Origin of the sequence: Nocardiopsis baichengensis YIM 90130 (genome assembly GCF_000341205.1) — a bacterium.
GTDB lineage: Bacteria > Actinomycetota > Actinomycetes > Streptosporangiales > Streptosporangiaceae > Nocardiopsis_A > Nocardiopsis_A halophila.
The window spans coordinates 37,707-54,543 of record NZ_ANAS01000034.1; the positions used below are offsets into that span (position 1 = coordinate 37,707).

19 protein-coding genes are annotated in these 16,837 nt (G+C 74.3%); 10 read left to right on the forward strand and 9 right to left on the reverse strand.

Annotated features, from left to right (window positions below):
• Nucleotides 1-29 precede the first annotated feature (29 nt).
• A complete protein-coding gene (locus tag C892_RS0123550) occupies nt 30-509 on the reverse strand; it encodes a GtrA family protein (RefSeq protein ID WP_017559202.1) in 480 nt (159 codons plus the stop codon).
• 79 nt (nt 510-588) lie between these two features.
• Between C892_RS0123550 and C892_RS0123555 the strand changes: the two genes are divergently transcribed.
• Together C892_RS0123555 and purE are read left to right on the forward strand one after the other, a co-directional pair.
• On the forward strand, nt 589-1,746 hold the full coding sequence (locus C892_RS0123555) for a 5-(carboxyamino)imidazole ribonucleotide synthase (protein WP_040685568.1): 1,158 nt from the start codon (nt 589-591) through the stop codon (nt 1,744-1,746).
• On the forward strand, nt 1,743-2,306 hold the full coding sequence (purE, locus tag C892_RS0123560) for a 5-(carboxyamino)imidazole ribonucleotide mutase (RefSeq protein ID WP_017538578.1): 564 nt from the start codon (nt 1,743-1,745) through the stop codon (nt 2,304-2,306). The genes C892_RS0123555 and purE overlap by 4 nt, the downstream gene beginning before the upstream one ends.
• Nucleotides 2,307-2,316: 10 nt before the next feature.
• Here purE and C892_RS0123565 read toward each other — a convergent pair whose 3' ends face one another.
• The 6 genes from C892_RS0123565 to C892_RS0123590 all read right to left on the reverse strand — a co-directional run bounded on the left by C892_RS0123565 (nt 2,317) and on the right by C892_RS0123590 (nt 8,024).
• The gene (locus tag C892_RS0123565) at nt 2,317-2,868 is read right to left on the reverse strand and encodes a type III secretion system chaperone family protein (protein ID WP_017559204.1); all 552 of its coding nucleotides are present in this window, start codon (nt 2,866-2,868) and stop codon (nt 2,317-2,319) included.
• An 88-nt stretch (nt 2,869-2,956) separates the two neighbouring features.
• Nucleotides 2,957-3,901: a sphingomyelin phosphodiesterase gene (gene sph / locus C892_RS0123570; protein WP_017538575.1), complete on the reverse strand. Its 945-nt coding sequence runs from the start codon at nt 3,899-3,901 to the stop codon at nt 2,957-2,959.
• A gap of 86 nt (nt 3,902-3,987) precedes the next feature.
• On the reverse strand, nt 3,988-5,319 hold the full coding sequence (locus tag C892_RS0123575) for a UDP-glucose dehydrogenase family protein (protein WP_017559205.1): 1,332 nt from the start codon (nt 5,317-5,319) through the stop codon (nt 3,988-3,990).
• 216 nt (nt 5,320-5,535) lie between these two features.
• A complete protein-coding gene (locus C892_RS0123580) occupies nt 5,536-6,012 on the reverse strand; it encodes a hypothetical protein (RefSeq protein WP_017559206.1) in 477 nt (158 codons plus the stop codon).
• 58 nt (nt 6,013-6,070) lie between these two features.
• Nucleotides 6,071-6,298, reverse strand: coding sequence for a hypothetical protein (locus tag C892_RS0123585; RefSeq protein WP_017538572.1), 228 nt, complete (start codon nt 6,296-6,298; stop codon nt 6,071-6,073).
• Nucleotides 6,299-6,476: 178 nt separating this feature from the next.
• Nucleotides 6,477-8,024: an LCP family protein gene (locus C892_RS0123590; RefSeq protein WP_017559207.1), complete on the reverse strand. Its 1,548-nt coding sequence runs from the start codon at nt 8,022-8,024 to the stop codon at nt 6,477-6,479.
• 217 nt (nt 8,025-8,241) lie between these two features.
• On the opposite strand from C892_RS0123590, the gene C892_RS0123595 reads away from it, so the two are divergent.
• On the forward strand, nt 8,242-9,246 hold the full coding sequence (locus tag C892_RS0123595; RefSeq protein ID WP_026124586.1) for a glycosyltransferase family 2 protein: 1,005 nt from the start codon (nt 8,242-8,244) through the stop codon (nt 9,244-9,246).
• Here C892_RS0123595 and C892_RS0123600 read toward each other — a convergent pair.
• Together C892_RS0123600 and ispD are read right to left on the reverse strand one after the other, a co-directional pair.
• The gene (locus tag C892_RS0123600; protein WP_017559209.1) at nt 9,233-9,988 is read right to left on the reverse strand and encodes a glycerophosphodiester phosphodiesterase; all 756 of its coding nucleotides are present in this window, start codon (nt 9,986-9,988) and stop codon (nt 9,233-9,235) included. The genes C892_RS0123595 and C892_RS0123600 overlap by 14 nt on opposite strands.
• Nucleotides 9,985-10,710 carry a 2-C-methyl-D-erythritol 4-phosphate cytidylyltransferase gene (gene ispD, locus C892_RS0123605; RefSeq protein ID WP_017559210.1) on the reverse strand — a complete coding sequence of 242 codons (726 nt, stop codon included), beginning with the start codon at nt 10,708-10,710 and terminating at the stop codon, nt 9,985-9,987. The genes C892_RS0123600 and ispD overlap by 4 nt, the downstream gene beginning before the upstream one ends.
• 263 nt (nt 10,711-10,973) lie before the next feature.
• Here ispD and C892_RS0123610 point away from each other — a divergent pair, with 263 nt between their 5' ends.
• Genes C892_RS0123610 through C892_RS0123640 form a run of 7 tightly spaced genes read left to right on the forward strand, consistent with a single transcriptional unit; the run spans nt 10,974 to nt 16,620 of the window.
• Nucleotides 10,974-11,828, forward strand: a complete 855-nt coding sequence (locus tag C892_RS0123610) for an ABC transporter permease (RefSeq protein ID WP_017559211.1) — start codon at nt 10,974-10,976, stop codon at nt 11,826-11,828.
• Entirely contained in the window at nt 11,828-12,646 is an 819-nt protein-coding gene (locus C892_RS0123615; protein ID WP_017559212.1) for an ABC transporter ATP-binding protein, read from the forward strand. Before C892_RS0123610 ends, C892_RS0123615 begins: the two co-directional genes overlap by 1 nt.
• A gap of 48 nt (nt 12,647-12,694) precedes the next feature.
• The gene (locus tag C892_RS0123620) at nt 12,695-13,423 is read left to right on the forward strand and encodes a hypothetical protein (RefSeq protein ID WP_017559213.1); all 729 of its coding nucleotides are present in this window, start codon (nt 12,695-12,697) and stop codon (nt 13,421-13,423) included.
• 25 nt (nt 13,424-13,448) lie between these two features.
• Nucleotides 13,449-14,069 carry a DUF5941 domain-containing protein gene (locus C892_RS0123625; RefSeq protein ID WP_239647506.1) on the forward strand — a complete coding sequence of 207 codons (621 nt, stop codon included), beginning with the start codon at nt 13,449-13,451 and terminating at the stop codon, nt 14,067-14,069.
• Between the two features lie 16 nt (nt 14,070-14,085).
• Nucleotides 14,086-14,817 (forward strand): phosphocholine cytidylyltransferase family protein, encoded by a 732-nt coding sequence (locus C892_RS0123630; protein WP_017538564.1) that lies wholly within the window; start codon nt 14,086-14,088, stop codon nt 14,815-14,817.
• A gap of 5 nt (nt 14,818-14,822) precedes the next feature.
• Entirely contained in the window at nt 14,823-15,872 is a 1,050-nt protein-coding gene (locus tag C892_RS0123635; protein ID WP_017559216.1) for an iron-containing alcohol dehydrogenase family protein, read from the forward strand.
• Entirely contained in the window at nt 15,850-16,620 is a 771-nt protein-coding gene (locus C892_RS0123640; protein ID WP_017559217.1) for a CDP-alcohol phosphatidyltransferase family protein, read from the forward strand. The genes C892_RS0123635 and C892_RS0123640 overlap by 23 nt, the downstream gene beginning before the upstream one ends.
• The last annotated feature ends 217 nt before the right edge of the window (nt 16,621-16,837 follow it).

The window sequence follows — 16,837 nt, forward strand, 5'->3', positions numbered from 1 at the left end:
TGAACGGGGATTGGCCGAAAACGTGCGCCTCAGGCCCCCTGGCGCTCCTGCGCACCGGGCTCCTCCGGCGCGTCCCGCCGTTCGGGGAAGACCCAGGTGCGATAGGACCAGAAGCGGAAGAGCGACCCCAGTCCCACGCCGATCACGTTTCCGGCGATATTGCGCGCGAGGGGGCCGTCCAGCCCCAGGCCGTGCACCGCCGCCCACAGGCAGCCGAGTTGGATCAGCAGTCCGATCCCGTTCATGATGAAGAACAGGACGTATTCGCGGCCGAGGCCGGTGCGGGCGCGGTGGCCGAAGGTCCAGTAGCGGTTGCCGAGGAAGGCGACCAGCGTGGCGCACACGGTGCCCGCCGCCTGGCCGGCCAGCGCGGGGGCGTCCAGGGCCGACCACAGCAGGTTGGTGGTGGCCAGCTGCACCGCGTAGGCGACGGCGCCCACCGTCCCGAACTTGGCCATCTCGTGGACCAGGTGGGCGAACCGGCGGTAGAGCCCGGTCACGAATCGCATGGTCGCTCCGATCCTGGCCGCGGGCGGTCATTAGACTGCGTTCGGCATGCCGGCCGATCAGTGAGGCGATGAGGGAACAGTGAGTGAGCTTAACCGCACGGTGCCCCGTGTCGGAATGGTGGGGGGCGGACAGCTGGCGCGCATGACCCACCAGGCGGGCATCGCCCTGGGGGCGGACTTCGCCGTGCTGGCCGGGTCTCCGAGCGACAGCGCCGCGCTGGTGTGCGGGGACGTGCGCCTGGGCGACGACCGCGGACTGGAGGACCTGCTGGCCTTCGGCAAGTCCTGCGACGTGCTCACCTTCGACCACGAGCACGTGCCCGAGCCGGTGCTGCGCCGCCTGGAGGAGGAGGGCGTGGCGCTGCGCCCGGGCCGGGACGCGCTGCGGTTCGCCCAGGACAAGCTGCGCATGCGGGTGCGCGCCGGCGAGCTGGGGGCGCCGTGCCCCCGCTGGCGCCCGGTCACCGATACCGCGCAGGTGGAGGCGTTCGCCGCCGAGGCCGGCTGGCCGGTGGTGCTCAAGGCGGCCCGGGGCGGCTACGACGGCAAGGGCGTGTGGGTGGTCGGCGGCGCCGGCGAGGCCCGCACCGTGGTGGAGCGCGCGGCCGCCGAGGAGGTGCCGCTGCTGGTGGAGGAGAAGGTGGACTTCTCCCGTGAGCTGGCGGTCCAGGTGGCCCGCTCGCCCTACGGCCAGGTGGCCGCCTACCCGGTGGTGGAGACGGTGCAGCGCGGCGGCATCTGCCACGAGGTGGTGGCCCCGGCGCCCGGCCTCGACCCCGACCTGGCGGTGCACGCCCAGGAGCTGGCCATCGAGCTGGCGCACGCGCTGGGCGTGGTGGGCATGCTGGCGGTGGAGCTGTTCGAGACCGCCGGCGGCGTGGTCGTCAACGAGCTGGCGATGCGCCCGCACAACTCCGGCCACTGGACCATCGAGGGCGCCCGCACCTCCCAGTTCGAGCAGCACCTGCGGGCGGTGCTGGACCTGCCGCTGGGCTCGCCGCGCACCGCGGCGCCGGTCACCGTGATGGCCAACCTGCTCGGCGGCGAGGACCCCGACGTCTACGGGCGCTACGTCCACGTCATGGCCAAGGACCCCGGCCTGAAGGTGCACTTCTACGGCAAGCAGGTGCGCCCGGGCCGCAAGATCGGGCACGTCACCGTCTGCGGCGACGATCCCGCCGAACTGCTCGCCCGCGCCCGCGACGCGGCCGCCTACCTCAAGGGAGACCCCCAGTGACCGAGCACGAGTCCGCGCAGCAGGAGACGGCCCCGGCCGTCGGCATCGTGATGGGCAGCGACTCCGACTGGCCGGTGATGCGCGAGGCCGCCGCCGCCCTGGAGGAGTTCGGCGTGTCCTACGAGGCCGACGTGGTCTCGGCGCACCGGATGCCGCACGAGATGATCGAGTACGGCTCGCGGGCGGCGGAGCGCGGCCTGAAGGCGATCATCGCCGGGGCGGGCGGCGCGGCCCACCTGCCGGGGATGCTGGCGTCGGTGACGCCGCTGCCGGTGGTCGGCGTGCCGGTGCCGCTCAAGCACCTGGACGGGATGGACTCGCTGCTGTCCATCGTGCAGATGCCGGCCGGGGTGCCGGTGGCCACCGTCGCCGTGGGGGCGGCCCGCAACGCCGGGCTGCTGGCGGTGCGGATGCTGGCCTCCGGCGACGAGGCCCTGCGCAGCCGGATGGAGGAGTTCCAGGAGGAGCTCAAGCGCCTGGCCAAGGCCAAGGGCGAGCGGCTGCGCAAGGAGGCCGCGTCCGGCGCCCCGCAGGTGGGCTTCGGCGGCGGGCAGGGCTGACCGCGGGGCTCTAACCGGTCCGCTGCGGCCGGCCCCAGCGGGTCCAGACCTCGTCGGGGATGTGGCCGGCCAGGTCGCACAGCGCGTCCAGGCGCTCCACCAGGGCGCCCGGGGCGGGCCCGCCGCCGGTGCAGATGAGCGCGGCGCCGTCCACCACCAGGTCGGCGATGCCGGCGCTGCGGATGTCGGCGCGCACCGCCCCGTCCAGCAGCGCCGCGGGGTAGTCGCGGTCGCGGGCCTCGGCGTACAGGTCGTGCGCCCCGCCCCCGCGGTCCTGCACGTAGGCGTAGGGCAGCCGCATCGGCAGGTCCAGGGCGTGCACCACCAGGGCGCGCGGCCCGGTGCCGTGCAGGTAGTCGAAGAGGCGGAAGGCGCGGCCCCGGTGCACCCCCGAGACCTCGTCCACCACCCGGCCCAGCGGCCCCGGCGGGAGCGCGGTGCGCGGCCAGCCCCGCAGGGCGGGCGTGTCGTTCGGGGTGTAGTCCCACCCGTGCTCGGCGGCGAGCGCCCGGCGGGCGGAGGAGCGGTCGGGGGAGCGGTCGGGGGTGCTCGGTGCGCGCATGCGTCGGTCCTACCCGGGTGCGCCCGGGCCGAACAGCCGCGGCCCGCTCGGCGAGCGGGGCGCGGCCCCGCTCGCCGACGGCGGGTGCCTACCCGCCGAAGACCGGGTAGTGGTCGCTGTGGTCGGTGTAGGTGTACTCCCGGCCGCCGGAGGTGACGGTCCAGGGGGCGCTGTGCACCTCCTCGGTGCGGTTGGTGTAGGCCTGCGGCGCGGCGCCGTTGGCGATGGGCAGCACGTGGTCGAGCTGCTCGCCCGGCCAGTCGCCGTAGCGGTCGGCGGCGACGGAGTTGGTGGCGGTGTCGAAGGAGAACTCGGCACCGGTGTACTCCGGCTCGACGGCGCCGAGCTGGCCGATCATGTCGGCGTACTCCGGGGAGCCGCCGATGACGTTGAGGTCCCCGGCCACGTAGACCGGCTCGTCGTCGGGGACGTCCTTGTCCTGCAGCACCCGGTCGATCCGGTCCAGCTGGGACCAGCGCACGTGCCGGTCCAGGTCCTCGGAGCAGCCGTCGTCCTCGGACTGCAGGTGGGTGCCGACCACGTGCACCGGCCCGTCGGGGGTGTCCAGCTCCACGTAGGCGAAGCCCTTGTTGGAGAACCAGTCCCCGCCGCAGGCGTCGGCGAAGATGTGCTGCTCCTGGCGGACGATGGGCCAGCGGCTGAGCACGGCGACCCCGCCGTCCTCGGAGGTCTCCCAGCGGTAGCCGGTGGTGGCGTCCCAGCCGGAGGAGGAGCGGCCGACCACGGGGGTGGCGTAGGGGTACTCCTCGGACAGGCCGTCGATGAGCCGCTCGGAGGCGGAGTTGTCGAAGGCCTCCTGGAGCACGACCACGTCCTGGCCGGCGACCAGGCCGTCCTCGGTGATCAGGTCGGCGCGCTGCTCCTGCCCCCAGTTGGGGTACAGGCTCTGGGACATGAAGAAGACGTTGTAGGTGGCGATCCTCGGAGCGGCCGGGGTCTCGGCGGCGGCCGCCGGAGGGGCGGCGGCCGGCGTCGAGGCACCGAGCGCGGTGCCGAGGGCGAGGGCGAACATGAAAGAGTTTCGCTTTCTCATGTCCGCCCAGCCTTCAGGGGCGGGGTCTCCTCTCGGTTACCAGCGGGTAGCCAAGGGGTATCGGCTCAGGGGCGGCCCAGTGCGCGGTAGGTCCACCCGCGGGCGCGCCAGTGCTCGGGGTCGAGCACGTTGCGCCCGTCGACGATCTTGCGCTCGGCCACCACCTTGCCCAGCTCGTCCGGGTCGGCGTCGCGGAACTCCGCCCACTCGGTGAGCAGCAGCACCACCTCGGAGTCGCGCACCGCCTCCAGCATGGAGCGGGCGTAGTTGAGCTCCGGGTGCTCGCGCTCGGCGCGTTCCAGCGCCTCGGGGTCGTAGACGGTCACGCGCGCGCCCAGCGAGGCGATCGTGGAGGCCACGTCGAGCGCGGGGGAGTCGCGGATGTCGTCGGAGTTGGGTTTGAAGGCCGCCCCCAGCACGCCCACGGTCCGCCCGGCGAACCCGCCGCCGATGAGGCCGCGGGCGATGTCCACCGTCCGCGCGCGGCGCCGCTGGTTGATGGCGTCCACCTCGCGCAGGAAGGACAGCGCCGGCTCCACGCCCAGCTCGTCGGCGCGGGCCATGAACGCGCGGATGTCCTTGGGCAGGCAGCCGCCGCCGAAGCCCAGGCCGGGCCCCAGGAACTTGCCGCCGATGCGGTCGTCGAAGGACAGCGCCTTGGCCAGCTGCATCACGTCGGCCCCGGCCGCCTCGGAGACCTCGGCCATCGCGTTGATGAAGGAGATCTTGGTGGCCAGGAAGGCGTTGGCCGAGATCTTCACCAGCTCGGCGGTCTGCAGGTCGGTCACCAGGAAGGGGATGCCCGCCTCGATCTGCGGGGCCGAGACCTCGCGCATCGCCGCCTCCACCCGCGGGGAGTCGGTGCCGATCACGATGCGGTTGGGGCGCAGGGTGTCCTCCACCCCGAACCCCTCGCGCAGGAACTCCGGGCTCCAGCCCAGCTCGACGGCGTCCCCGGCGGGGGCCAGCCGGCGGATCCGGGCCGCCAGCACCGCGGCGGTGCCCACCGGCACGGTGGACTTGCCGATCACCACGGAGGGCCGCCGCAGCCGGGGGGCCAGCGCCTCCACCGCGGCCTTGACGTAGGACAGGTCGGCGGCGCCCGAGTCGTCCCGCTGGGGCGTGCCCACGCAGATGAAGTGCAGGTCGGCGAAGGCGGCGGCCTCGTCGTAGTCGGTGGTGAAGCGCAGCCGCCCGTTGTCCAGGTTGCGGGCCAGGACCTCTTCCAGGCCCGGCTCGTAGAAGGGGACCCGTCCCGAGGCCAGGGTCTCCACCTTCTCCCGGTCGACGTCCAGGCCGAGGACCTCGAAGCCCAGTTCGGCCATGCACGCGGCATGGGTGGCGCCGAGGTAGCCGGTGCCGATGACCGAGATCCTGGTGCGCGCTGCTGAGACCAATGGTCCGTCCTTCCTTACGACCGGCAAAGCATCGTAGTACCGGCGCGGGCGGTCGGTCCCGGGGCCCCGTCGACCCGGTCGCTGGATGGCGTCGTACAGGAGCATTTCCGGTACCGGGGCGGGGGCAACCTCGGGGCGCGCCAAGAAGCGCCAAGGGGCGCGGAAAGCGGGGCGGGGGAGGGGCCGCGTGTGTCCTGCGGCGGTATGCGCCCCAGGCTACCCCTTGCGGGAGAACGGAATCGTCGTCTTGTCGGCGCCCTGGTCCCCGGCGCCGACGGGGCCGCCGGGCTCCACCGCCGGCGGCGGGACGGGTCCGGGCGCCGGTGCGGGGCGCCGCCGCCAGCGGGACGGCGGGAGCGCCGCGATCACCAGCAGGGTGCCCAGCAGCAGGGCGAAGGGCAGGGCCGGGCCGTCCGGGTGGGCGGGGCCGTCGGGGATCCACCCGGGCACGGTCTGCGGGGCGACCACCGGCCACAGGCCGTAGCCCAGCAGCGGCAGGCCGCAGGCCAGCGCCCCGACCGGCGGGATCCGGGCCCCGGCCAGGAACCCGGCCGCGGCGCCCGCCGCCATCAGCACGCCCAGCGGCGCCCCGTCGGCGGCCCCCGGCGCGGCGTCGGCCGCCCAGGCGGCGCCGAACCAGATCGCGGGGGCCAGGGCCAGCCCGGCCATGAAGGTGAACAAGTGGCGCAGCACGGCGACCTCCGGGCGATCGGGGCCGGGTCGGTGTCCACGGTATCGGCTCGCGCCGGGCTCAGGGCGCGCGCTTGGCGGCCCCGCCGAAGGCGCCCACCGCCGCCCCGAGGGCGAACATGGCGGCCTCGTCCTCGCTCATGTGCACGATGCCCGAGACGAGTTTGACCGCGTAGGGGCGCGGCCCCGCCGGGCCGATCTCGATGCCGTCGATGACGCCCTGGGCGTGCAGCAGCTTCAGGGCCTCGCCGACCTGCCTCGGGCGGTCTCCCTCGGATAGCAGCGCCATAGGCCGATCCTAGATTAGGATCGGCCCCACGATCGGGCTGATCGGTCGGCCGTCTTGCGGGGGGCGTGTGCGGTGTGGTCGGCGATGACGCGGTGGGTGTGCGAGAGCTGTCGGCGCCCCAACCCGGAGAAGTGGGACTACTGCACCTACTGCTTCAACCCCAAGCCCTGTTTCGGGCTCACCCGTCGCAGACGTTCTCCCGGGCGGTAGCGGTCGAGGGCCCGGTGCCGTCCGCCCCCTGCTCCTGCCGCTCCGGCGAGGGCTCCGGGGCCGCCACCGGCTCCACCCCCCGGTAGTCGAACCCGAGCACCAGCTGCACCTCGCCGCTGAGCGTGTCGTCGGTGCGCGGCTCGGCGCCGGGCACGGCGGAGGCGACCAGCTCGGCGGCGGCCTCGTCGCCGGGCGCGTGCCGCACCGTCGTGGTCTCCTCGTCCCGCGAGCTCCAGTTCTGCGCGTCCCCGGGCACCGCGAACCCGGTCGCGCGCAGCTCCCGCGCCGCCTTCGCGCCCAGGCCGGGGGTGCCGATGCCGTTGAACACCTGCACCCGCACCTCGCCGGGCACCGGGTCGTCCTCGGGCTCGGCGGAGCCGGTGGGCCCGCCCCCGGCCTCCGCCCCGTCCAGCGGGCGGTCCGCGGCCACCCGGGCGAACATCTCCTGGGCCGCCTCGCGGTCCCAGGTCACCGCCACGTCCCCGCGCGGGGTCCAGTAGGCCGTGTCCTCCACCGGGACCTGGGCGAAGGTGACGTCGTCCAGCCCCACCGAGCGCAGCTGCGAGCCCAGCTCGTTGATGGCGGAGGTGTCCAGCTCCCGGTCCACGGTCACCGAGCCCAGCGCGGTCTCCAGGAACGCCGAGAACCGCGCCGGGTCGCCCAGCGTGTCCGTGCTCAGCGCACGGTCCAGCAGCGCCGCCATCACCTGCTGCTGGCGGTCGATGCGGTCCAGGTCGCCGCCGGCGGTCTTGCGGGTGCGGGCGAAGGCCAGCGCCTCGCGCCCGTCCACCTCGTGGGTCCCGGCGGCCATGTCCAGCTTGGCCTTGTCGTCGGTGATCGGCTCGGCCAGGCACACCTCGATGCCGTCCAGCGCGTCCACCACCTCGGTGAACCCGGTGAAGTCGATCTCCACGTAGTGGTCGATGCGCACGTGGGTGGCGGCCTCCACGGTCCGCACGGTCAGCTGCGGGCCGCCGTGGGCGTAGGCGGCGTTGATCTTGTCCTTGCCGACCCCGGGCACGTCCACCCAGGAGTCGCGGGGGATGCCGACCACGCTGACGGCGTCCCGCTCGTCGTTGACGTGCACCAGCATCATGGTGTCCGAGCGGCGCCCCTCGGCGCTGCCCACGCCCAGGTCGCTCTTGGCCGCGCGGTCCATGCCCTCCCGCGAGTCCGACCCGATCACCAGGAAGTTCAGCGCGCCGGTGGGCCCGGCCTCGGGCCGCTCGCCCAGGTCGGAGAAGACGTCGAACCGGTTGATCTGGCCCGACATCCAGCCGGTGAGCGCCCAGGCGGTGCCGGAGGCCAGCAGCACCGCCACCGACATCGCCCCGGCCAGCAGCAGTCCCAGCCGCCGGCGGCGCACCGACCGGTCCGGCAGTACCGGCCCGCGCGGCGCGCGGGCGGGGGAGGGCCCGGCCGGGGGCGTGGGGGCGGACCGCACCCTGCGGAACTCCCCGCCGCGCCCGCCGGCGCCGCGCCCTGTACGCCCCTCGTCTGACCTGCGCTCGCCCACTGGGTTCCTCCAGCCCCCGTGCCGGCGGCCCTCCGGCCGCCGGATTCCAGGTTGTCATCGAATCCACCGATGGGTCGGCCATGTCGGCCCCGGCGTGTTGTCGTCCGGTGTCGGTCGGGCTTCCCACCGGGGGCGCCCGTCCCACATGGCGGGAGCGTGCCGCGGGTTGCAGTACCGTTACGGTCGAACCCCGACCGAGTGACCCGTGGGAAGTCCTGTGAGCTGGCCGGCCGTATCCGTAGTCATGCCCGTGCTGAACGAGGAGCGCCACCTGGAGGCGGCGGTCCGCCACGTGCTCGCCCAGGACTATCCGGGCGAGCTGGAGGTGGTGCTCGGCGTCGGGCCCTCCCGGGACCGCACCCGCCAGGTCGCCGACGCGCTGGCCGCCGACGACCCGCGCGTGGTCGTGGTGGACAACCCCACCGGCCGCACGCCCTCCGGGCTCAACGCCGCCATCGGCGCCTCCTCCCACGGGATCGTCGCCCGCATCGACGGGCACGCGATGATGCCCTCGGACTACCTCAAGGTGGCGGTGGAGACGCTGGAGGAGACCGGCGCCGACAACGTGGGCGGGATCATGGCCGCCGAGGGGGAGACCCCCTGGGAGCGCGCCGTCGCCGCGGCCATGACCTCCAAGGTCGGGGTGGGCAACGCGCGCTTCCACACCGGCGGCGAGGGCGGCCCCGTCGACACCGTCTACCTGGGCGTCTTCCGCCGCTCGGCGCTGGAGCGGGTGGAGGGCTACGACGAGGCCTTCCTGCGGGCCCAGGACTGGGAGATGAACCACCGCATCCGGACGACCGGCGGCACGGTGTGGTTCCAGCCCCGGATGCGGGTCTCCTACCGCCCCCGGCCCAACGCCGCCCGGCTGGCCAAGCAGTACTTCCACTACGGGCGCTGGCGGCGGGTGGTGGCCCGCCAGCACAAGGGCACCATCAACCTGCGCTACCTGGCGCCCCCGGCGGCGGTGGCCGCGATCGCCCTGGGCCTGGCCGGCGGGTTCCTCTTCTGGCCGGCCTGGCTGGTCCCCGGCGCCTACGCCGCCGCGGTGGCGGCCGCCTCCGTGCGGCTGGGCCGGGGGCTGCCGGCCGCCGGGCGGCTCGCGGTGCCGGTGGCCCTGGCCACCATGCACATGTCCTGGGGCCTGGGCTTTCTGACCAGCCCGCCGAGTCTGGGCGCCGACTCGCGCACCGCCCGGGCGCAGCGCGCTACCCGCGCTTGAGCGCGGCCACCACGCCCGGCACGTCGTCGGCGACCACCGCGTCCACCCCGGCCTCGGCGAAGCGGGCGGCGTCCACCGGGTCCGGGCACCAGGAGAGGACCTCCAGGCCGGCCCGGTGGGCCACGCCGACGGTGTAGTCCACGCTGCGCCGCCCGGACCGGGGCGGCTCCCCGGTCAGCCCGAAGGACCGGGCGTCGACCGCCACCGCCGCGCACCCCATCCCGGCGGCCCCGGCCACCGCCTGGTCCAGCGGGTTGCGCACGTACGGCATCCAGGCGGTGGGCACCCCGGGCGCCTCCTCGGCCACCCGCAGCAGCACCCCCGGGTCGAAGGAGCACACGAACACCCGGCGCCGCCCGGCCTCCCGGCGCAGCACCGGCACCAGCAGCGCGGCGGTGCTGCGGGAGGGGGCGTGGCAGGCGTCCTCCATCACCGACTTGACGTCCACGTCCAGCCCCGTGCCCTCGGGCAGCGCCTCCAGCGCCTCCTCCAGGCGGGCCAGCCCGTGCCGGGCGCACTCGGCGGCGGTGGCGTCCACCACCGGCCGCCCGCCGGGCAGCGCGGCGTCGTGGTGGAGCACCAGCGCGTCGTCGGCGGTGCGGCGCACGTCGATCTCCACCCAGGCGGCCCCGGCGCGCACCGCCTCCAGGTAGGAGGCCACGGTGTTCTCCCGCAGCCCGTCCCGCTCGCCGCGGCCCGCGCCGCGGTGCCCGATGACCTCGGTGGGGCGGAAGAGGCTCATCGGGCGGCCTCCTGCGCGCCCAGGCGCAGCAGCGCCTCGGCGACCTCGACGTCCCCCGGGTGGGTCACCTTGATGTTGGACTCGGTGCCCGCGACGATGTGCACCGGCTCGCCGGGCAGGTAGCGCAGCACCACCCCGCAGTCGTCGGTGGCCACCAGGTCCGGGTCGGCCAGGGCGGCCGCGAAGGCGCGGCGCAGCACCTCCAGGCGGAACCCCTGCGGGGTCTGCATCCGGCGCAGCCGCGCGCGCGGCGGCACCTCGGCCACCGCCTCGGCGCCGCCCTCGCCGGGCTCCACCCGCACCACCGTGTCGGAGGAGGGCACCGCCACCCCGACCGCCCCGGCGTGCTCCAGGGCCGCGACCGCCGCGGCGATGGTGGAGCGGGCCACCAGCGGTCGGGCGGCGTCGTGCAGCAGCAGCAGGTCCGACCCGTCGCGGCCCTCCACCGCGCGCAGCGCCGCCACCGAGCTGTCGGTGCGGGTGGCGCCGCCCGGCAGCACCGCGCGCACCTTGGGGAAGCCCGCGGCGATGCGCTCGGCCTCGGCCATGTGGTCCGGCGCCATGACCACCACGACCTCGTCCACCTCCGGGGCCTCCTGGAAGGCGGCGACGGCGTGCGCCAGCACCGGGCGCCCGGCCAGGGGCAGCAGCTGCTTGGGCAGGGCCCCGCCCATCCTCGTCCCGGTGCCCCCGGCCAGGACCGCGGCACTCACATGCGGCATCGCGCACCTCGGCTTTCCGTTCGCCCGTCTCCTGCCACCCGAACCTATGGCAAGAACCCGAGCGGACCGGGCGCCCGCAGCCGACCGGTACCCTTGTGACGCCCCGGGGACGGCGTCGGCCGCCAGGCGCGCCCGCAGCGCGGAGCGCGCGGTGACGCCGGGTCTGCCCGCGCGGCTCTCCATCGAACGTCCCCCGGCCGGAGCGCACCCCCGCCGCGACCGGCCGCAAGGTCTCACGACTGCACACCCCCAAGGAGGTGGCGGTGGCGTCAAGGGCGCTGGCCGTCTGGCAGAACCGTCAGGTCGTTGGCCTCCTGGTCCGGCGCGACCTGAAGGTCAAGTACCAGAGATCGGTCCTCGGATACGCCTGGTCGATGCTCGAACCCCTGGCCATGGCCGGGGTCTACTTCTTCGTGTTCGGGCTGATCTTCAACACGGACCGGGGGGTGCCCGGCGGCGACGACGCCCCCGGCGGCTACCTGCTGTTCCTGATCTCGGGCCTGCTGCCGTGGCTGTGGTTCAGCACCGCGCTGAACGAGGCGCCCAAGGCGCTGATCTCGCAGTCCAAGCTGATCACCACGATGAAGGTGCCCCGGGAGATCTTCCCCATCGCGGTGGTCACCCGCGGCTTCGTGGACTACCTGCTCACCTGGCCGGTGCTGCTGCTGTTCGTGTTCTTCCTGGGCGGGCGCACCACGCTCATGGGCGTGCTGGTCTGGCTGCCGGCCGCGCTGGTGGTCCAGTACGCCTTCACCCTGGGCGTGACCTTCCTGCTGTCCTCGGTCAACGTGCTGGTGCGGGACGTGGAGCGGGTGGTGCGGATCCTGAACCGGATCCTGTTCTACGCCTCGGCCATCATCATCCCCTCGGGCATGGTGCTGGCCGCCGACTCCTCCTTCCCCGGGTGGTTCAAATCCCTCTTCCAGCTCAACCCGCTGCTGGGGATCTTCAAGATGCACCACGCCGTCTGGTACCCGGCCGACGCGCCCGGCTTCGCCGCCCCCAGCGACGCCGGAGGGTTCGCGCTGACCACGGCCCTCGTCGGTGCGTTCGCCTTCCTGATTGTCGGATACTGGGTGTTCCGGCGCCTGGAGACGGCCGTCCTTAAGGAGTTGTGATGGCGGAGCCGATCATCGAGGCCGAAGACCTCGGCATCAGTTTCGCGGTGAACCGCCGGCGCAAGCGCAGCCTGCGCGAGATGTTCATCCACGGGACCAAGCGCGACCCCAACCCCACGGGGGCCGACTTCTGGCCGCTGCGCGGCGTCTCCTTCCAGGTCTCCGAGGGCGAGTGCGTCGGGATCGTCGGCAAGAACGGCACCGGCAAGTCCACGCTGCTCAAGATGATCGCCGGGGTGCTCATCCCGGACGAGGGGCACGTGCGGGTCCGGGGCCGGGTGGCGCCGCTGCTGGAGCTGCGGGCCGGCTTCAACGACCAGCTCACCGGGCGGGAGAACGTCTACCTGGTCGGGTCCCTGCACGGCATGGACACCGAGACCATCGACGCGCGCTTCGACGAGATCGTGGAGTTCGCCAACATCCGCGAGGGCTACATCGACATGCCCGTGCGGCACTACTCCAGCGGCATGAAGGTCCGCCTGGGCTTCGCGCTCATCTCCCAACTGGAGCACCCGGTCATGCTGGTGGACGAGGTGCTGGCCGTGGGCGACAAGGCCTTCAAGAAGAAGTGCTACGAGGCCATCGAGCGGATGCTGAGCAACAACCGCACCATGGTCCTGGTCTCGCACAACGAGAACGACCTCAAGCGCTTCTGCGACCGCGGGCTCTACATCAGGGACGGCGCGCTGGCCATGGACGCCGACATCACCTCGGCGCTGGAGGCCTACAACACCGACACCAAGGCCGAGGCCGAGGAGCGCAAGAAGGCCGCCGAGGAGCGCAAGCGCCGGCAGAAGGGCGGCGGAGAGGCCGCCTGAGGCGTGTCGGAGGTTGCCGCGGCCTCCCCGGGAGGGGAGGCTCGGCGGGTGACCTCCGCCGTGCTCACGCGGATCGCGCCCGTGCCGGCCGCCCTGGCCGCGGTCTGGTTCTCCGCGGGCGATGCCCGCGGTGCCCTGGCGGGCGCGGCCCTCCTGGCCGCGGTGCTGCTCTGCGAGCACCTGCGGACGGCGGCCGCCGCCGGGAGCCGGGACGCCCTCCAGGAGTGGCTGGCCGCGGTCCTGGGGCGGCTGGGCGAGTACGCGGTCTACGCCGGCCTGGCCGCGGGCGGCGCGGCCGCCGGCGACGCGGACGCCTGGACGTGGGCCGCCGGGGCGCTGATCGCCTTGGCGCTGCGCGACAGCGTGGCCGAGGGCGAGGCGCGCCGGGCCGCTCCGGCCCCCGGGCCGGTGCCCGACCCGCGCGCGGGCTCCCCGCTGGCGCGGCTGCCCGGCATGCCGACCGCCCGGGAGCCCGGCGACGCCGGCCTGACCGAGGAGCTGCTGGGCCCGGACCGCCGGGGCGCGCGCCCGCACGACCCGCACGACCCGCACGACCCACACGGACCCGGGCGCCCCGCGCCCGCGCGGCGGACCGGGGCGGCGGCCGCGGCCCGTGCGGCGGCGGCCTTCCCGCGCCCGCTGCGGTTCGCGGTGATCGCGGCGGGCGCGCTGGCCGCCGACGCGCGCGTGACCTTCATCGCACTCATGGTGGGGTGCGCGATCGCGGTGACGGCCGCCCTGGTGGACCCCCGTCCGGGGCCGGGGCCGGGCGGCTAGCGTGGACGGCTTCCCCCCGCCCCCCGTGTCCACACGCGTCGACGTGCGGTTCCTGCGTGATGATGGTCACCTCGCGCGGCTGCTGGGGCGCCTGGCGGGCGGCGCGCTGCCGCCGCTGCCGCCCGCGGCCGCCGCGGCGCTGGTGACCGGCGTGCTGCTGGCGGCCGGTCTGGGGTCGGTGACAGGCATTACCCTGTTCGCACCGGTGGCCGCGCTCCTGCTGGCCGGGGCCGCCTCGGCGCACCCGCACGGCGGCCGCCACGACCCCCTCGCGGTCCCCCTCCTGCGGGGGGCCGAGTACCTGTACCTGCTCGCCCTGGGCACGGGCGGCGGCGTACCGGGTCCCCTGGTGTTCGTACTCTTGGTCGTGGTGGCCCTGCACCACTGCGGTACCGTCTGCCGGGCACGCCAGGGGGCCGGTCCGCCGGACCGGTCCGCGCGGGCGATGCTCGGCTGGGACGGGCGCATGCTGCTCGCCGCCGCGGGAGGCGCCCTGGGCTGGCTCCCGTTCGCCTTCGGCGCGCTCACCGGCTACCTGGCCGTGCTGCTCGCCTACGGGGCGGCGGCGCGCTGGGCCCGCACACCGGTGGACGCCCCGGCGGACACCGGCGACGACCCGGGAGGCGCAGGCGCCTCCACGACCTAAGGAGGAACGCGCGTACATGCTCGGTATGGTTCTTGCGGCCGGAGCCGGCCGGAGGCTGCGCCCCTACACCGACACGCTCCCCAAGGCGCTGGTGCCGGTCGACGGCGAGACCACCATCATGGACATCTCGCTGCACAACCTGGCGGCGTCCGGACTGACCGACGTCGTGGTCGTCGTCGGCTACCGGTCCGAGGCGGTCGAGGAGCGCAAGGAGGCGCTGGAGCGCCGCCACGGCGTGAAGCTGACCCTGGTCCACAACGACAAGGCCGAGGAATGGAACAACGCCTACTCCCTGTGGACCGCGCGTGAGTACTTCTCCGAAGGCGTCCTCCTGGTGAACGGCGACACGGTGCACCCGGTGAGCGTCGAGGAGACGCTACTGGCCGCGCGCGGACCGGAGCTGCTCCTGGCGGTGGACAACGCCAAAACGCTCGCCGACGAGGAGATGAAGGTGACCCTGGACGCCTCCGGGCACCTGGAGCGGATCACCAAGCAGATGGACCCGGCCTCGGCGGCCGGCGAGTACATCGGGGCCACCCTCATCGACGGCGCGGCCGCCGGCCGCCTGGCCGACGCCCTGAAGGCCACCTGGGAGCGCGACCCGCAGCTGTACTACGAGGACGGCTACCAGGAGATGGTCGGCCGCGGCGGCAAGATCGCCGTCGCCCCGATCGGCAGGGTCGACTGGGTCGAGGTCGACGACCACGACGACCTCGCGCGCGCCCGGGAGATCGCATGCCGCTACTAGCCCGGATGCTCCCGTCCCCGCTCACCATCGACGTGCGCCGGGGCGCCATCGCCTCCCTGGGGTCGGTCCTGTCCGACCGCCGCATCGCCGCCGAGGGCCGGATCGCCGTGGCGGTCGGCCCCGGCCAGGGCGAGCAGATCGCCGCGGACCTGGACATGCCCGACTGCGAGGTGTTCCAGGTCCAGGGGGGCAGCGTCGACACCGCCACCGAGCTGGGCAAGAAGCTGCGCTCGGGCGCCTATGAGGCGGTCGCCGGGATCGGCGGCGGCAAGACCATCGACGTGACCAAGTACGCCGCCTCCATGGCGGGGGTGCCGATGGTCGCCGTGGCCACCAACCTGGCCCACGACGGCATCTGCTCGCCCACCGCCTCCCTGGAGCACGAGAGCGGCAAGGGCACCTACGGGGTGTCCATGCCCATCGCGGTGGTCATCGACGTGGACTACGTGCGCGCGGCGCCGCAGCGGCTGGTCCGCTCCGGGGTGGGGGACGTGGTCTCCAACCTCTCGGCGATCGCCGACTGGGAGCTGGCCGGGCGCGAGCAGGGCGAGCCGGTGGACGGCATGGCCGTGACCTTCGCCCGGGTGGCCGCCGAGGCGGTGCTCTACCGCCCCGACTCGGTGGAGTCCGACGAGTTCCTCACCGTGCTGGCCGAGGCGCTGGTGCTGTCGGGCATGGCGATGTCGGTGGCCGGGTCCAGCCGCCCGGCCAGCGGCGGGTGCCACGAGATCCTGCACGCCGTCACCCACCTGTTCCCCGGGGTGAGCAACCACGGGGAGCTGGCCGGGATCGGCGCGCTGTTCGCGTACTTCCTGCGCACCCGGCACCTGGGCGAGGACGGGCGGCGGATGCGGGACATCCGCGCCTGCCTGGTCCGCCACGGGCTGCCCCTGACCCCCGGGGACGTGGGTCTGGACGAGGAGAAGTTCGCCCGCGCGGTCGCGCACGCCCCCGCCACCCGGCCGGGGCGCTACACCGTGCTGGAGCACCTGTCCCTGTCCGAGGACGAGATTCGGCGGAGCGTCGGTGAGTATGTCCAAACCGTCGGTCGCTGAGGTCCGCGCCGGGGGCCAGCCCGAAGGCGTCAAGGAGCGCGTCAACGAGGAGCACTGGGCCGGCCGCCTGTACATGCGCGACGTGTCCCCCTACGTCAGCACGGTCTTCGTGCGCATGGGCGTGCCGCCCAACCCCATCACCTACCTGATGATGGCCTTCGGCGTCCTGGCCGGCGCCGTGGTGGCCTTCGGGGGGCTGTGGGCCGCGCTGCTGGCCTTCGCCATGGTCCAGGTCTACCTGCTGCTCGACTGCGTCGACGGCGAGGTGGCGCGCTACACCGGCCGCACCAGCGTGGCCGGCATCTACCTGGACCGCATCGGCCACTACGTGTCCGAGATCGCCCTGCTCATCGGGCTGGGCGTGCGGGCGCAGGGGTCGTTCGAGGCCGGGGGCTGGGTCGTGGCCGGCATGGCCGCCGCCATCGGCGTGGCGCTGATCAAGGCCGAGACCGACAACGTGGTGGTGGCCCGGGCCAAGGCCGGGCTGCCGGAGCAGATCTCCCAGGAGGCCATGCGGCCCCGCTCGGCCGGGCTGAGCCTGGCCCGCAAGGCCGCCTCGGCGCTGCGCTTCCACCGCGTCATCCAGGCGGTGGAGCTGTCCCTGCTGCTGGTGGGCGCCGCCGTCGTGGACGCGGTCCGCGGCGACCTGGCCGCCACCCGGGTGCTGGTGGCGGTGTGCGTGGCGGTGGCCGCCCTGCAGACCGTGCTGCACCTGGTCAGCGTGCTGGCCTCGCGGCGCCTGGAGTAGTCGCGGGCGGCGCCCCGGCACGCCGGGCGCCGCCCCCTTCCCCGTGCGCGCGGGGGAAAACGATCCCTTATCTCTTCGTTATCGGGTTCGCGGGACGGTAATGTTCCGTCCACCCGCCGTCCACGCCTACGAACGGTTGCCATGAACCGACACGTGTCCGAGGAAGCGCCTCGTGAGACCACCGAAGGGTCTCTCGCGCCGGCGTCCAGCGGAGGTG

What these genes read in the sequence shown, in the direction of transcription:
- C892_RS0123615 (WP_017559212.1), top strand. Translation starts at nt 11,828, where the DNA reads ATGGCGGAGCCGATCATCGAGGCCGAAGACCTCGGCATCAGTTTCGCG.
- C892_RS0123565 (WP_017559204.1), bottom strand. Translation starts at nt 2,868, where the DNA reads ATGCGCGCACCGAGCACCCCCGACCGCTCCCCCGACCGCTCCTCCGCC.
- C892_RS0123600 (WP_017559209.1), bottom strand. Translation starts at nt 9,988, where the DNA reads ATGAGCCTCTTCCGCCCCACCGAGGTCATCGGGCACCGCGGCGCGGGC.
- C892_RS0123550 (WP_017559202.1), bottom strand. Translation starts at nt 509, where the DNA reads ATGCGATTCGTGACCGGGCTCTACCGCCGGTTCGCCCACCTGGTCCAC.
- sph (WP_017538575.1), bottom strand. Translation starts at nt 3,901, where the DNA reads ATGTTCGCCCTCGCCCTCGGCACCGCGCTCGGTGCCTCGACGCCGGCC.
- C892_RS0123640 (WP_017559217.1), top strand. Translation starts at nt 15,850, where the DNA reads ATGTCCAAACCGTCGGTCGCTGAGGTCCGCGCCGGGGGCCAGCCCGAA.
- ispD (WP_017559210.1), bottom strand. Translation starts at nt 10,710, where the DNA reads ATGCCGCATGTGAGTGCCGCGGTCCTGGCCGGGGGCACCGGGACGAGG.
- C892_RS0123585 (WP_017538572.1), bottom strand. Translation starts at nt 6,298, where the DNA reads ATGGCGCTGCTATCCGAGGGAGACCGCCCGAGGCAGGTCGGCGAGGCC.
- C892_RS0123635 (WP_017559216.1), top strand. Translation starts at nt 14,823, where the DNA reads ATGCTCCCGTCCCCGCTCACCATCGACGTGCGCCGGGGCGCCATCGCC.
- C892_RS0123630 (WP_017538564.1), top strand. Translation starts at nt 14,086, where the DNA reads ATGCTCGGTATGGTTCTTGCGGCCGGAGCCGGCCGGAGGCTGCGCCCC.